The sequence below is a fragment of the Bacillus solimangrovi genome (assembly GCF_001742425.1).
GTDB classification, from domain to species: domain Bacteria; phylum Bacillota; class Bacilli; order Bacillales; family Bacillaceae_N; genus Bacillus_AV; species Bacillus_AV solimangrovi.
In genome coordinates this window covers 47585-62416 of sequence record NZ_MJEH01000002.1, presented here as the reverse complement: position 1 = coordinate 62416, position 14832 = coordinate 47585, and the positions used below count along the sequence as shown (strand labels likewise).

Sequence of the window (14832 nt, the reverse complement as noted above, 5' to 3'; positions counted from 1 at the left end):
ATTAAGTGTGTTATTAAAATAATTAATAGATATAAAAAATAGGAGGATGTTAAAGTGAAATCAGTTAGAAGAATTGATAGCGTTTTTGTCCCTGTTACTGATATTAGTAGTGCTGAAGAATGGTATATGAGCATATTTCCTTTTAAAGTGGTATATCGTAGCATTGACGAACAATATGTAGGTTTTCGATTTGATGAAGAAGGTGAAATAAAAACAGCATTAACTTTGTACAAAGTTGATGAAATGCCAGAAAGAAATCATATTCCATTCAATTTTTACTGTGAAGATATCGATGGTTATTATACATTTGTAACCGAACGTGGAGTTAAAGTGAATGAAATTCAAGGTGGAGACGGGATGAGATTTTTTGATTTATTTGATCCTGATGGCAACCAACTTGGTGTTGTTACATTTTAATTGTGGAAATGAAAAGACACAATCCTTATTGGAGTTGTGTCTTTTTTTGTCTTCACTGGTTTCTGTCACAAGTTCTGTGATAGTTCAGATAACAACTCTTCTGTTAAAAATATGACGTTACTGTAAATATAGATGATGGGAATATGGAAATCCAGCTTCTCTAAACATATATATGGTAGCTATAATTTTTAATTTATTATCCTTAAAAAGATAATTTAATAATCAAAACAAGATGGTTTAGGGCCAACCTGTTTTTATTATAAAATTCTTACACTGATAGGATAAAGATAAGGTTCTTCAGGAGTCTTTATTTTTTTCCATTCAGAAATTTTGATGTAAGGAAGTTCCATTCCATTATAGTTCGTAATATCCAACACTCCTTTGGCTTCAATCCATGTGTCCTGTTCAATACTAGAAGCTTCCTTGAATTCTGAAAGCAATCCGATGATGCTGGCATCTGCTACACAATGAGTAATTAGAAATCTTGAAAGTACAAGTTGATTTTCATCAAATCCATCCTCTTTGTATACAAAACCCTTTAATTCAATATTTCTTCCTTTGAATCTATTGATATCTTTACTGATTTCCTGATAGTAGGAGCTAAAAACATAATCATTCATTTCAATAACAGGAGTCGTCACTAGTTTTTGTATAAGCTGATCAAATTCTTCCTTGGAAATTTCTTTTTGGGCTTCGGTTATACTAGGGTTCGCTGCACTATGCTCAAATGTTACTTCACTTTGTGTATCATCGTCATTCGTATCTAGTGTTGCAGGGTTATTTGTTTCTTTCTCGGAGGATGTCTGTTTGGTTAAAACCGCCATACCTCCTTTGTTAGCTGCAATAGATGAATCGAGAACCTTTGGAGGAAGAAAGAGCCCAGTTAATAAAGGGATAATGATAATTATATAGGATATTAACTTCTTAACATTAAAAGCTGAATTTCCATGGTCATGTCCACAGTTATCGGCTTCATGAGAGCAATGCTCGTGGTTATGTTCTTTCACACTCCAAATTCTTGTTATTTGGATAAAAAATAAAAATAAAAAGATGACTGAAGCAGACTGACTTAAACCGACATATTTTGGGTTGATAAACTTGGTTATGTCTCCTGTAAAATGTAGCTTAAAAAGCATTGCTGAAAATGCAAATAATATCACTGCTCTTATAGCTTGCTGATAAGAAAATTTCACAGTTCTACCTCCTTATAGAAAGCTTTGTAAAAGCATAATCGTAATAAAAACTGTTGATATGACCAATGCAAGCAAGCCCATCACAAACTTATATCGGAAAACACTTAACATCATTAACGTATTTTTCAAGTCGATCATCGGTCCGAAAATTAAGAAGCCTAAAATCGACGGAGTAGGAAAAATACTGCTAAAGGAAGCACCAATAAAGGCATCGGCCTCAGAACATAATGATAGAACATATGCTAATCCCATCATAACGAGTAAAGAGGAAACGGGACCACTACCTGTTTCCAATAATGTTTTTGCAGGTATGTAGGTTTGTACAAACGCCGCTAAGAAAGCACCGATAATAAGAAATTTTGCCATATCAAAAAACTCATCAATAGAATGAATTAACATTGACCAGAATAGGCTCATAAAAGATTTTTCTTGTATATGTAAGTGTGAATGAGTACTTTTAATACTTATTGATGTTTTTAATTGGTTACCTTTAACAACAAAGCTTATTGTCAAAGCAACGAGAATAGCAATTAAGAAACCTAACCCCATACGTAGTCCAGCCATCTTAATATTGTTTCCAAATGCCATGTAAGTAGAGGCAATGACAATTGGGTTAATTAGTGGGCCCGTTAACATAAAACCGATAGCTGCATAAATTGGTACACCTTTTGAAATAAGTCTGCGAACAATTGGAACAATGCCACATTCACAAGCAGGAAAAAGTGCTCCAACAACACAACTCATAATAACTGCCATTACTTTATTTTTAGGAATCCACTTTTGAATATGTTCTTCGGTTACAAAGATTTGAATCATTCCAGCAATTAATACTCCTATTAAAATAAAAGGAAGAGCTTCTATTAAAATACTTAGAAAAATTGTATTCAAATCTAAAACAGAAGGAGGGAAAGTTAAGGCACCATTAAAGCTTGTACTAAACGAAAAAAGCAAAAGAGTTAAACCAATAATAATTAAACCTGTAAAATCTATAATACTACTCCGTAATATCTTTATCATTTTAACCTCCTTATAATAGCTCTTACCGCAAATAATATTGATGCATAATAATAAAGTTTGAGAAAATAATTACTTTACTATTTGTATTGTTCAATTGAAGATTTATTGAAGTTCTATATTCAGGGTATTTCTTACACTATTTATTTTGAATAATTCGTATGTAGTTTTATGTTTGTTAGCTCTAACTCAAAAACTATAGTATAATTACACTCATATAAAATAAAACATAAAGCGTAATCGTTTCGTTTTAAATACTAAAACAAGTATATTAGATTGTAAATGGTTTAAGAACAATTATTACTAGATTTTTTTGATAAGTGAACTTATCAAAGAAACGGAATTAAGATGCTAAAATGATAGAGGCACATTGAGGAAACCAATAAAAAAATAACAATAGACTAATATAATGAATACTTATCTATTGTTCTGATTTCTCAGAAGTTGTTGAAAAGAATAGAAAGTAGGTTATAGAAATGAATAATAAATCTATTATTGACTTATGGAAAAAGTATAAATCGATAAATTCAAATGCCCCAACAGACTATGAAGCATGGGCATTTGGTAATACAAAAGAAATGGCAGATGAACTTGCTAATTTAGTATTAGAAGGAAAGAAAACGGCAACATCATCGAATTACACGTTATATGAGATCGATAAAGATCCTCTACCAGAAATCGGATTACATAATATTATTTTAGACGGAGATGGAAATGCTGTTGCGATTGTTGAAACAATTGCAGTAGAAGTAGTCCTTTTTGATGAAGTTACGGAAGAACATGCACATTTGGAAGGAGAAGGAGATCGTTCATTAAGATATTGGCGTGATGTTCATGAAGCATTTTTCAAAAGAGAACTTGAAGCTGTTGATATACAGTTCCATGATAAAATACCAGTTGTTTGTGAAAGATTTCAACTTGTGTATAAGAAACAGTTTGACTAATCATTTCTTTTCATTGTGATTAGATGAATGAAGTTATAGTCAGAGTGAAGGTAGTAGTGTAGCTTTCTATTAAACTTAGAAAGAATTTCGAGGAGAATTAATATGACTGAAGATTTTTATTGTGATGAAGTGTTAAGTGGAAAAACACAAGTAGAAAAAGTATTAGAAACAGAAAATGTATTAGCCTATTACCATTCAAAACCTTATTGGCCTGTTCATATTGTAGCAATTCCAAAAAAACATATATCTTCTTTAATAACATTATCTGAAAACGACAACGAGTTATTACTGGAATTGCTTGATGTCATCAAACAAGTTGCTGAAAAAGTTACCGAACAATACGGTGCTAGTAGAGTGTTAACCAATTTAGGAAATTACCAAGATTCCAAACACTTACATTGGCATATCGTTTATGGAGAACCATTAAGATAAAAATGTCACTAATTATGTAATGATGTTATAGCTGTTGAACAAAATAAATAGATACAAAAAATTAATCTCTTTACATAAAGGAAGTTTATCTTATTTCGGTAAAGGTAAGCGATCACAAGCGTAATAAGTTTAAAGAAGTGTTGAAATCAATGTTAGAAACATGTCACTACTTCATTTTCTCACAACATAAGAAAAGCCACCTAATACAGAAGAGGAGAAAAAATTTATGGAAATTAACGAAAGAAAATCATCTAGAGGTAAGCTACCTGCAATTTTTCATATAGGTATTATAATATTGTGCGCTGTATTAGTTATCATTTTTCTTTATCTATCAAAAATGATTCAACGTACAGAGGTAAGTAACTTAGATTTTGTAATAAGAAATGTTCTTGTACTAGAAAATGAATCAATCGTTTATAAAATATTTGAAGTTATTACTTGGTTCGGCTCTACTTCTGGCATAATAACTTTACTCGTAATCATGTTGTTTTTGTTAATCGGAAAATATCGAGATTATTTAGGAAGTATAATCTTTGTGTTGATGGTATTGTTGTCGAAGCTATTAAATGATGTATTGAAAGAATTATTTCAAAGAGAACGCCCTCCATTGAATCATTCATTACAGGAACTGGATTTTAGCTTTCCTAGTGGTGGGGCATTAATTGGTCTTGTAGCATACGGTTTAGCGACATACTTGCTATTAAATAAACGTACACTATTAAAAGAGAAGTATATGATAGGCATAAGCGGAGTAACTTTTATTCTTTTGATTGGTATTAGCCGTGTTGTATTATCTGCTCATTATCCGACAGATGTGATGGCTGGTCATGCAATGGGAGGAATCTTACTCATACTTGCAATATACAGCTACAATTTACTATCAAAGATCTTTAAGAGAAGAGAAAATTAAACCGTTTACGATTATCGCGAGTCTAAAAACTTAATTGAGTTATTGAAATAGTCCCCCTTACTTATTATTAGGGGGCTTATTTAATAGAACGATGTAGTGAACAATTAGTGGATTTTAACCTGTTATTGACAATCATAATGTTAGAACATTATGATTCTTTTAATAGAATAGTTAATTATACATAATGGAGCGGTGATTGAATGGCGGTTGGATGGACAGAAATTACAAATGATAACGTGGAATATTTAGAAAAAGTATTCAAACTATATGATCAAACTTTCCCGAAGGAAGTAAGAGAATCACACGAAACCTTTTACAAAAGCATACAGTATTCACAAAATAGCTTTCCAAATACGTTTCGCTTTTTAGTAGGAATCGAAAATGAACAAGTTGTTTCTTTTGCAACAGGTCATTATTTAGCAGGTGTTAATAGTGGATTTATCGTTTATATCGTTACAAACCCATTAATAAGAAGCCATGGACTTGGAGCAAAGACATTAAACCAACTCGAAGAATTATTAAATGAAGATGCTAAGAGAGCAGGTTATGAATCTATTAATTCAATTATTCTAGAAACAGAAACGATCGAAATGGTGCACACTGAACAAGAGAAAGAAGATTGTGTAAAACGAAATAATTTCTTCAACAGAAATGGATATAAGCGTTTGAATGTTAAGTACATGCAACCTCCATTACATAATGATGAACACTCAATTCCACTCAATTTATTTGTGAAAAATCGAAATGGCAAAGAAATAAACAAAAAAACGATTAATGACTCAATATTCGCTATTTATAATGAAAAATATAATTCTGTTAATCAAATCGACAAAACAATTCTTAATAATTGCTTAGTTGAAATGGGGATTCGAAACTTAGATTAGATACAATTTCAAATACATTAATCATATATACATGTGATTTATTTATCCTTTATAACGGTAGTAAAGCTTATAAATTATGAAGTATACAAATTGACGGAGGTTTTATAATGAAAACAGTTGTATATATGGTTAGACATTGTGACTCTCCAAAATTAGAGGCAGATGAAAGATCAAGAGGATTAACGGATAAAGGTAAAGCAGATGTAAATCGAATAACTGAATTATTGAAAGGAGAAGAGATCGAGGTTTTCGTTTCAAGTCCATACAAACGTGCGATCTTAACAATTGAAGAATTAGCTCAGCAAAATGGAAAAGAAATTATCGTGTTTGAAGATCTAAAAGAACGCATCTTTTCAAATGAAAATAATCGAATTTCCGATGATGAACTATTTCCCTTATTAGAGAAATCATTTTCTGTTCCGAATTTTTCACTTGATGGTGCAGAGTCTAATGTAGTATGTCAAGACAGAGCGATAACGACTTTGAAACAATTGTTAGATACGTATCGAGGACAAAAAATTGCTGTAGGTACACATGGCCTTGTAATGACTTTAATGATGGGGTATTACGATAATCATTATGATTTGGATTTTTTATTAAACACTACTAAGCCTGATGTTTATAAAATGGAATTCAATGATCAAACATGTGTTGGTGTTAAACGGCTATGGAAAAGTTGATGTGCAGACAACTTCTCATATTTATTTCATCTATTAAAACTGCCCCAAAATCCTCTTCGTTTTATAATACACCCTCAGTAACTTGATTCATTCAATGATGCAGTTGCTTTATTCGATTTTCTCATATTTAATTTAGTATTACCGTAAAGGGATTCTAGCTTGGATACTTACTATTTCAACAAGTTGAGACGTAGCTTTTGTAAAGTTAAATAAGCTTCTTGTTTGTTTTTAATTTGATCGATTTCAAATATAGAAAGTTTGTATAAATATTTATTTGGTTACACTTAATTTATGAAAAGACTTGTCGAGATAAGAAAACGATTAGTGAATATAGTATAGGTGTTATTATTCAGTTGCTTTAAAAAGGGTATGGCAAACAATTTTTGCCATACCCTTTTTAATATTTTTTTGAGACTTTTTATATCAGTTAGCAGTCTAATGAGTGTTATTGAAATTTTGATAAAAAACAAGGAAGTGAAAACATGGCCATTGCTTTTAGAAGTAAAAAAACAAATAAGGAGAGGGAAGATAGATTTCTCGAATTGATAAATAAAAACCAAGAAAAACTGTATAAAATTGCTTATAGCTATGTCAGAAACAAAGATGATGCTTTAGATATCGTACAAGAGACAGTTTATAAGGCTTATATTTCATATGATAAAGTGAAAAAAACACAATATGAAAACACATGGTTAACGAAAATTTTGATAAACGTATCGATTGATTTTATAAAGAAAAATAAAAAAATTGTATCAATAGATAAGGATTATATTGAAAACATAAGTGATTATAGTGAAGGCAATACTCATGCCAAAATAGTAATTAGAGAAGCTCTAGAAAAATTAAATGAAAAACAAAAAACGGTAATCATATTAAGATATTTTGAAGATATGAAGCTAGAGGAAATTGCAAGTATATTAGATTCACCAGTAAGTACGATAAAGTCCATACTTTATAGAGCATTAAATGAAATGAATCTTAGCTTAAAGGAGTAGAAGATATGGATAAAAATAATATGACTGATTATAAAAAAGAATACGAAGAAATTCAAATTCCTTCCGAACTTAATCATACGGTACAAATGGGCATAGAAAGAGGAAGAGCGAAAATGAGAAAAAACAGTACAAATAAATTTATTAAGGTATGTGCTAGCCTAACTGCAGCTATTACATTATTTACAGCTAGTGTTAATGTGTCACCAACTTTTGCAGATTTATTAAAGGATATTCCCATTGCAGGAAATCTAGTTAAGGTTCTTCAATTTAATGATGGCCAGGCTGGTGGTGGTCTTATTACAGACGGAACAGATATAAGTAATATGGATTCTTTTGAAGAAAATGGATATGAGAATATTCTTATTAACTTCTCACAAGATGATGAATTACAAGAAAATGTTGGCACATTTAACGTGAAGTATGATGAAAATCCATATACAATGACATTTGAAATAGGTGGTGCCAGAAGGTTTTCAGCTACAGAAAATTTTGAAAAGATATTACAAAATAAGTATGTGAAAGATATTTATACAATTATTACGCTAGATGATTCTGTCATTAGGTTTGTTATTGAATTTGAAAAGCCTGTAGAATATACAATTGAAGAAAGAGAAGAACCAGCAAGCTTAATAATCAAGCTTCGAGAAGATAAACAGTATGAGGAAAAGAAAACATATGCTCTAAGAACAGAATCTTATGCGAATGGACCAATTATCGGTAGTTTAGAAGAACAGTTCTATATTAAAGATGAAACAAGAATTCTTAAAGATGAAAATGGTTTGTTCTTTGTAGAAATTAATTCCTTTGAAACTAAAGAAGAAGCAGAAAAGAAATTAGAAGAGTTAAGCAAAACAACAGATAAAGGATTACTAATTGAAGAAAGACAAGGTGTAAATGAACCGAAAAGTTACCCAGTAGAATAAAATGAAGGTTTATAAACAATTTTTTAGAGCTATGGTGAAAATCCATAGCTCTATTTTATTTTATAATAAATTACATGTTACATAGTTGTTGAATATTGGATGATTATACATATTGATAAATTTTATTCCATTTATTGCGAGGTTAGATAATGATCAATGTATAAAAATTAGTTTTGACTAAGTTTTTTTATGATAAAGAAATCTTGAAAGTCCACATTACGCGTATTGTTCAAACCTTTTTTATGTAGTTAAAACATATAAATTGAGTTGAAACGTAGCAAACATTTTTATTAGAAGATCCAGAATTAATCAAGAATAATTGCTATTGTAATTAGAACTTGAGTTTTCTATATAACAATTTTATTATATAAGTAAATGACAATATAATTAGAATAGGCAAGGAGGTATTCAATTGACATTAATGGAGCAGCAGTTAGTGAACACAGCTCAAGTATTAAAGCTACTTGGAGATAAAACGAGACTTGCAATGGTTGGATTACTTCTTGAGGATGAATTCTGTGTATGTGAATTTGTTGAGATTTTTCAAATGAGTCAGCCATCAATTAGTCAGCATCTTCGTAAGCTGAAAGACAGTGGATTGATTCAAGAGAAACGAAAGAAACAATGGGTTATATACTCTTTAAATAATCAAAGTGAACATTATGCAATGGTTAAGGATATATTGAAATATCTTCCTAATCAAGCTGAGAAAGTTGCAGAGCTTGAGAAGAGAGGATTACGCATTTCATGTGATTAAGTAATTTGTATATGAATACTGGCATTACTAAGTTCTTATTAAGAGGAATGCATATCATCTGTTAGTCAAATCGTAGTTAATTGGCATTCAATTTTATACTGGTTATTTAACTCAAAAACAAAATAGAAAAGAGTGTTCGTTTATGAAAAAAGTGGAAATCTTTGACCCAGCAATGTGTTGTTCAACAGGAGTATGTGGTCCGAGTGTAGATCCAGAATTAACAAGAGTGGCTTCTGCTGTGCATTTATTGGAGAGCAGTGGGATTGAAATCAAACGCTATCAATTAACAAATGACCCAGATAAATTCGCTGATAACAGTACAGTAAGTTCTATTTTACATGAAAAAGGAACAGATGCACTTCCAATAACTTTAGTAAATGGTGAAATTGTTCAAACAGGCAGTTATCCAACGAATGAGGATTTAGCTAAATGGTTAAATGTTAAGTTAGAAACTCTACAAGCAAAACCTAAGAGTAAGCTTTCAATTAACTTAAATTCATTGAATTAAGAAAGAAGGGGAAAAATGTTTCAATCATTTCAGCCAGAAAATGTCGTGAATACACCCTTCCTATTCTTAACTGGAAAAGGTGGAGTAGGAAAAACATCAATAGCATGTGCTACAGCTGTAGCATTGGCTGATAGTGGGAATCGTGTACTATTGATTAGCACTGACCCAGCATCAAACTTACAAGATGTATTCTGTATTGAATTAACTAATTCACCAAAACCTATCCCAAATGTTAAGAATTTATATGCTAGTAATTTAGACCCTGTGGCAGCTGCACATAGTTATCGAGAAAAGGTAGTAGGTCCGTATCGTGAAAAGCTTCCTGAATCTGTTATTTCTTCTATGGAAGAACAATTATCAGGTGCGTGTACAGTTGAAATTGCTGCATTTGATGAGTTCACGAGTTTATTGACAAACAATGAATTTACTAGTCAATATGAGCATATCATTTTTGATACTGCTCCAACTGGCCATACATTAAGACTTTTACAATTACCTACAGCCTGGACCGGTTTTTTAGATGAGAGTACTCATGGAGCTTCATGTTTAGGTCCTCTGTCTGGCTTAGCAGAAAAGAAAGATCTGTATTCACAAACTGTAGATGTACTGTCTGACCCTATGCAAACAACTTTAATATTGGTTACAAGGCCTGACATCTCAGCTCTATTTGAAGCCAATCGAGCAGCAAATGAACTACAAGAAATTGGCGTAAGAAACCAACTTGTAATCGTTAACGGACTACTTGAGAACTATTTGAAAGAAGACGAAGTTTCATTAGCTTTTTTTGAGAGACAAAGGAAAGCATTGCAACTAATTCCTGATACTCTCAAGCAATCAGATATTTATTCATTACCTTTTGTTTCTCACTCATTAACAGGAGTAGATAACTTAAGACAATTATTCAGACAGCATGCAGTTCCTTCACAAGAATTAGTTCATGTTGATAATGATAAAATGCCAACATTAAATGATATCGTTGATGATTTCTCTGTCAATGATACAAGATTGATTTTTACGATGGGAAAGGGAGGCGTAGGGAAAACGACAATTGCTTCTGCAATTGCAGTTGGTTTAGTTGAAAAGGGACATCGCGTTCACTTAACAACAACAGATCCTGCCGCTCATCTCGATTATCAATTTCAAAACGTTCATCTAAATGAAAATTTGACAATAAGTAATATTAATCCGAAAGAAGAAGTAGAAAAATATAAGGCTGAAGTATTAGCAAATGCAAATGAGGCATTAGACGTAGAGGGTTTGGCATATTTACAGGAAGATTTGAATTCACCGTGCACAGAAGAAATTGCAGTTTTTCGAGCTTTTGCTGATGTAGTAGCAAAATCAAGTGATGAAATTGTCGTAATTGATACGGCTCCAACAGGTCATACACTATTGTTGTTAGATGCTGCACAATCATACAGCAAAGAAATTGCCCGTTCAACAGGTGAAGTACCTGAGAGTGTAACAAAACTACTACCTCAAATTAGAGATCCAAAACAAACTTCAGTTGTTATTGTAACGTTAGCAGAACCTACACCAGTACTGGAATCCTCCAGATTACAAGCAGATTTGAAGCGGGCAAATATAAATCCCAAATGGTGGATTATTAATCAGAGTTTATCTGCTACCAATACGATGGATCCTGTACTAAGAGGGAAAGCTGCTTCAGAAAAGAAATGGATTTATGAAGTGAATGAAAAAATTGCTGATAAATGTGCAATTATTCCATGGTTAAACGAAGAAAAGGTAGGCTATGACAAGCTGAAAGATTATATGAAGTAGGCATGTTACTAGTATTACATTCATGAATGTGATGAGGAAAAACCAGTTATGTTAGTTAACTGGTTTTTTCAATTTACAAATAGATTTTAATAGAATATATCCGTTCTCATGATAACGCTCATTTAAGTAAGGACATCTTGTATAAATTGCGCTGAAATAACTTTGAAAATGTACGAATTTATCCAATGATATAATATGTAATTATTGATTCCATAACCTTTCAAAAGAAACATTGTTATCTTGATTTTGTAATAAGTAAATATCAGGGTTACTTAAATTCTTCCATTCATCAAATCCAAAATTATCATTATAATATTTTAAAAGTAAGGACATTATATTTCCGTGAGTAACAATGATTATATTTTCATATTCACTATTAAATACTTCTTCTACAACTGTCACTATTCGCTCCATAGCTTCTTGACTAGATTCTCCACCTTCAAATTTTAATTCCAGATCATCATACGTTGCTTTAAGTTTTTCTAACCAGTCAGTAAGGTTGTTTGTGCTTAGGACACGTTCTGTTAGTAGATTGTTAAAATCTATTTCAATATGTAGTCGCTTTGCAAGTGGTTGGACGGATTGAATAGCACGTTTATAGGGACTTGATATAATTTGATCGATTGGAGTAGAAGAGAAGAAATCAGAAAGTTGTAATGATTGTGCAAACCCTTTCTCAGTAAGTTGAGCTTCAGAATGTTGTCCTTCAGCTTCACAATGCCTGATGATATATATTTTTTTCAATATAATCACTCCTGTAAATTGTATATTAGTTTTGAGGTAATACGATGAAAAATCCCGATTTGAAAATAAAACAGCCAAATTAAACATTTTGATATATACATATTATTCCTATATAAGATAACATAAGAAATAGTGACGTGTACGTTGTCAATGAGGTTTCCTATGAAAATATAATTCTATTGATTGTAGGCTTAAATTTCAGGGCTTTAATTTTAATCGGCGTAACATACGGATGTTCTACTGATGATAGATTTATAGAAGTCGATAGGTATTTCATCAATAAACTGTGGTGATTATGGAGAAGTGTCTAAGACATTCTAGTATTACAGTTTAAATTATTGACGGACTGAATTGTTCTATTTTGGAATCTCAATTAATCTACACAATAAATTAAATTCAATGAAACTTTATTCTAATGTAATCAAGTATGTAATTAAGATGAATCACATAAGGAAGAACTTTCATAAGTTAATGAAGTCTTCCTCCTTATACGTTACCAATTGTAGGCTGATCGACGACATCTGGATCAAAATTGTTTGACAAGCTAATACCATTGTTCGTGTTTACAAAGTTACCAGTATTTCCTCCTCCTGAACCCGAAATAACTTTTGAACTGGTCTTAGGAGAAGTGTTCAATGAATCACCAAAATTAACTATTCCACTGATACTGTTAATATTTATGGGTCCACAGATAATTGAAGGCATAATTATCACCTTTTTAATATAGTTAACTTCAAAAGACAAACATGATTCTCAAGAGGTTATTCGTTATTCTTAATTATATGTAATCTAATTAGCTTATGTTCGTTCATTGGGTTAGGTGAGTTGTCAAATGTGCTTTTCTCTTGGTTCATTTATCTCTGTATTATTTTTCTTATTCCTAGTTGACTTCATTAACATCTTATATTGGCAAGTAATTCTTCAATCCAATTTGTTTCACCAGTGCCATCACTTTCTCTTTGAACACTGTCATGTAATAAACCACTTTATAATACTAGGTCATGTACAGAAACGAAGTCATTTGAGGCTAGTTCATCTTGCTTAGGAACACAATGTTGAATGCTAACACTCGCTCGATAGTTATCAATATGTTAAAGCCTTAAATACATTTGTAACTTCAAAAAATTGTTTTTTCTCCACATTTTCTTATTTGTAAACCCTCAATTGAAAAACACAATGTCAACATTCATAATGATTAACTTTATTGTAAAAATTATGTATAAATATTATATTGGAACATAAAGGAGGTGTATTACATGAAAGTATTAAAGAATAATATAGTCTTCATACTTTTTCTAGTTTTTGTTGCAACTAGTTGCTCTAATAAACAAGTGCCTGATACTATCGAAAAAAACACAAGTAAAACTAACATAGAAACAGTAGAAACAACCCAAAATGAAAAGCCAAAACATATTAAATCTATTGAATTAGAAAGTCCAGACTATAGTGATTTAGAATTTTTAAAGCATATTTTAAAAGACAAGAGAGTGGTTATGCTCGGAGAAAGCTCTCATGGAGTTTCAGAATACAGCCTCATTAAAAACAGGTTAATCAAGTTTTTACACGAAGAGCTAGGTTATAATGTAGTTGCTTTTGAAAGTGGGTTGACCGAGGTTAATATTACGAATGAGATGATGCTTGATTTCCATACAGTATTAACTGCCATGAAAAAATCTATTTATTCAGTATGGCATACGAAAAATAACATTGATTTATATACATATTTTAAGAACCAAAAATCTTCAAATCATCCTATCAACATCGCTGGGTTTGATATGAGACCAATGGGTTCTGGAGACGAATTGTTGTACCAATTTTTTAAGGATATAGATCTAGAGTATGCAAAGGATGTTGAATTTGCAGAAAAAGAATTTCTAAGATTAACAAGCAAGGAAACGGTTAACCTAAATCGAGCAACTTGGAATAAAGAAGCGAAAAAATTAATCAATCAATATAATGATTTATTGAGTGGTATTGAAGAACAATCTTCAAATCTAGCAAAACAGTTAGACTTTAATGAGATAAAATTGTTAAATAAGGTTTTTGAACAGAGAATATACTTATTATCAAATGTTTTTAATAGAGAAGAATATTATACGAATTGGCGATATGGATACAACCTTAGAGATGTCGTAATGGCAGAAAATTTAGTATGGTTACTTGAAGAAATGTACCCTAATGAAAAGTTCGTAGTATGGGCACATAATGGTCATATTATGAAAAAAAGTTCAAAAGTTTTAACAGATAGTAGTGGTATACCGCTTGTTTCATTTGTTGAGAACTTACCAGAGAGGATTAAAGAGCAATCTTATATTATCGGGCTTTATATGTATAGTGGGAAACGTGCTGATGTTTATAGAGAAATTTTTGATGTTAATATGGATCATAAAAAGAACTCAATAGAATATCGACTAAATGAACCAGGTTATCCAGTATCATTTATTAATATTGATATAACAGATAATGAAACCAATAGTTATTGGTGGAATTCTGAAGTATCGAGTAAGTCTGAGGGAGTTTATGAATCATCATTTATTCCAAGTGAGCAGTATGATGGTCTTATTCTGATTCAGCAAGCCAATCCTCCAAACTATCGTTAGAGTATCACTTTATTGTGTACTTTATTAATCTAAAGAATTTAATTATAAA

The 14832-nt window shown here is 31.2% G+C and carries 16 protein-coding genes; 12 read left to right on the top strand and 4 right to left on the bottom strand.

Going from position 1 to position 14832, the window contains the following annotated elements:
• The first annotated feature begins 54 nt into the window (after positions 1-54).
• A complete protein-coding gene (locus BFG57_RS00820) occupies positions 55-417 on the top strand; it encodes a VOC family protein (RefSeq protein ID WP_069715556.1) in 363 nt (120 codons plus the stop codon).
• A gap of 257 nt (positions 418-674) precedes the next feature.
• Here the strand turns inward: BFG57_RS00820 and BFG57_RS00815 are convergent, their stop codons facing one another.
• Positions 675-1610, bottom strand: coding sequence for a TIGR03943 family putative permease subunit (locus BFG57_RS00815; protein ID WP_069715555.1), 936 nt, complete (start codon positions 1608-1610; stop codon positions 675-677).
• A gap of 12 nt (positions 1611-1622) precedes the next feature.
• A complete protein-coding gene (locus BFG57_RS00810) occupies positions 1623-2627 on the bottom strand; it encodes a permease (protein WP_069715554.1) in 1005 nt (334 codons plus the stop codon).
• A gap of 473 nt (positions 2628-3100) precedes the next feature.
• Between BFG57_RS00810 and BFG57_RS00805 the strand changes: the two genes are divergently transcribed.
• From BFG57_RS00805 to arsA, 10 genes are all read left to right on the top strand, one after another.
• A complete protein-coding gene (locus BFG57_RS00805) occupies positions 3101-3568 on the top strand; it encodes an ASCH domain-containing protein (protein ID WP_069715553.1) in 468 nt (155 codons plus the stop codon).
• Between the two features lie 102 nt (positions 3569-3670).
• Complete coding sequence (locus BFG57_RS00800) at positions 3671-4000, top strand: HIT family protein (RefSeq protein ID WP_069715552.1); 330 nt, start codon at positions 3671-3673, stop codon at positions 3998-4000.
• A 226-nt stretch (positions 4001-4226) separates the two neighbouring features.
• On the top strand, positions 4227-4910 hold the full coding sequence (locus BFG57_RS00795; protein ID WP_069715551.1) for a phosphatase PAP2 family protein: 684 nt from the start codon (positions 4227-4229) through the stop codon (positions 4908-4910).
• A 200-nt stretch (positions 4911-5110) separates the two neighbouring features.
• Positions 5111-5794, top strand: a complete 684-nt coding sequence (locus tag BFG57_RS00790) for a GNAT family N-acetyltransferase (protein ID WP_069715550.1) — start codon at positions 5111-5113, stop codon at positions 5792-5794.
• Positions 5795-5901: 107 nt separating this feature from the next.
• Positions 5902-6474, top strand: coding sequence for a histidine phosphatase family protein (locus BFG57_RS00785; protein ID WP_069715549.1), 573 nt, complete (start codon positions 5902-5904; stop codon positions 6472-6474).
• Between the two features lie 482 nt (positions 6475-6956).
• Entirely contained in the window at positions 6957-7469 is a 513-nt protein-coding gene (locus BFG57_RS00780) for a sigma-70 family RNA polymerase sigma factor (RefSeq protein ID WP_069715548.1), read from the top strand.
• Between the two features lie 5 nt (positions 7470-7474).
• Positions 7475-8392, top strand: a complete 918-nt coding sequence (locus BFG57_RS00775; protein WP_069715547.1) for a DUF4179 domain-containing protein — start codon at positions 7475-7477, stop codon at positions 8390-8392.
• Between the two features lie 421 nt (positions 8393-8813).
• On the top strand, positions 8814-9149 hold the full coding sequence (locus tag BFG57_RS00770; RefSeq protein ID WP_069715614.1) for an ArsR/SmtB family transcription factor: 336 nt from the start codon (positions 8814-8816) through the stop codon (positions 9147-9149).
• Between the two features lie 142 nt (positions 9150-9291).
• Positions 9292-9657: an arsenite efflux transporter metallochaperone ArsD gene (arsD, locus tag BFG57_RS00765; protein WP_069715546.1), complete on the top strand. Its 366-nt coding sequence runs from the start codon at positions 9292-9294 to the stop codon at positions 9655-9657.
• Between the two features lie 15 nt (positions 9658-9672).
• Positions 9673-11439, top strand: a complete 1767-nt coding sequence (arsA, locus tag BFG57_RS00760; protein ID WP_069715545.1) for an arsenical pump-driving ATPase — start codon at positions 9673-9675, stop codon at positions 11437-11439.
• Between the two features lie 201 nt (positions 11440-11640).
• On the opposite strand, the gene BFG57_RS00755 is transcribed toward arsA, so the two are convergent.
• Both BFG57_RS00755 and BFG57_RS00750 read right to left on the bottom strand, forming a co-directional pair.
• Positions 11641-12192 (bottom strand): histidine phosphatase family protein, encoded by a 552-nt coding sequence (locus BFG57_RS00755; RefSeq protein ID WP_342670264.1) that lies wholly within the window; start codon positions 12190-12192, stop codon positions 11641-11643.
• 477 nt (positions 12193-12669) lie between these two features.
• Positions 12670-12888 carry a spore germination protein gene (locus tag BFG57_RS00750; protein ID WP_069715543.1) on the bottom strand — a complete coding sequence of 73 codons (219 nt, stop codon included), beginning with the start codon at positions 12886-12888 and terminating at the stop codon, positions 12670-12672.
• 551 nt (positions 12889-13439) lie between these two features.
• On the opposite strand from BFG57_RS00750, the gene BFG57_RS00745 reads away from it, so the two are divergent.
• On the top strand, positions 13440-14783 hold the full coding sequence (locus BFG57_RS00745) for an erythromycin esterase family protein (protein WP_069715542.1): 1344 nt from the start codon (positions 13440-13442) through the stop codon (positions 14781-14783).
• The last annotated feature ends 49 nt before the right edge of the window (positions 14784-14832 follow it).

What these genes read in the sequence shown, in the direction of transcription:
- BFG57_RS00810 (WP_069715554.1), bottom strand. Translation starts at nt 2,627, where the DNA reads ATGATAAAGATATTACGGAGTAGTATTATAGATTTTACAGGTTTAATT.
- BFG57_RS00790 (WP_069715550.1), top strand. Translation starts at nt 5,111, where the DNA reads ATGGCGGTTGGATGGACAGAAATTACAAATGATAACGTGGAATATTTA.
- BFG57_RS00745 (WP_069715542.1), top strand. Translation starts at nt 13,440, where the DNA reads ATGAAAGTATTAAAGAATAATATAGTCTTCATACTTTTTCTAGTTTTT.
- BFG57_RS00780 (WP_069715548.1), top strand. Translation starts at nt 6,957, where the DNA reads ATGGCCATTGCTTTTAGAAGTAAAAAAACAAATAAGGAGAGGGAAGAT.
- BFG57_RS00785 (WP_069715549.1), top strand. Translation starts at nt 5,902, where the DNA reads ATGAAAACAGTTGTATATATGGTTAGACATTGTGACTCTCCAAAATTA.
- arsA (WP_069715545.1), top strand. Translation starts at nt 9,673, where the DNA reads ATGTTTCAATCATTTCAGCCAGAAAATGTCGTGAATACACCCTTCCTA.
- BFG57_RS00775 (WP_069715547.1), top strand. Translation starts at nt 7,475, where the DNA reads ATGGATAAAAATAATATGACTGATTATAAAAAAGAATACGAAGAAATT.
- BFG57_RS00805 (WP_069715553.1), top strand. Translation starts at nt 3,101, where the DNA reads ATGAATAATAAATCTATTATTGACTTATGGAAAAAGTATAAATCGATA.
- arsD (WP_069715546.1), top strand. Translation starts at nt 9,292, where the DNA reads ATGAAAAAAGTGGAAATCTTTGACCCAGCAATGTGTTGTTCAACAGGA.
- BFG57_RS00795 (WP_069715551.1), top strand. Translation starts at nt 4,227, where the DNA reads ATGGAAATTAACGAAAGAAAATCATCTAGAGGTAAGCTACCTGCAATT.
- BFG57_RS00770 (WP_069715614.1), top strand. Translation starts at nt 8,814, where the DNA reads ATGGAGCAGCAGTTAGTGAACACAGCTCAAGTATTAAAGCTACTTGGA.
- BFG57_RS00750 (WP_069715543.1), bottom strand. Translation starts at nt 12,888, where the DNA reads ATGCCTTCAATTATCTGTGGACCCATAAATATTAACAGTATCAGTGGA.
- BFG57_RS00800 (WP_069715552.1), top strand. Translation starts at nt 3,671, where the DNA reads ATGACTGAAGATTTTTATTGTGATGAAGTGTTAAGTGGAAAAACACAA.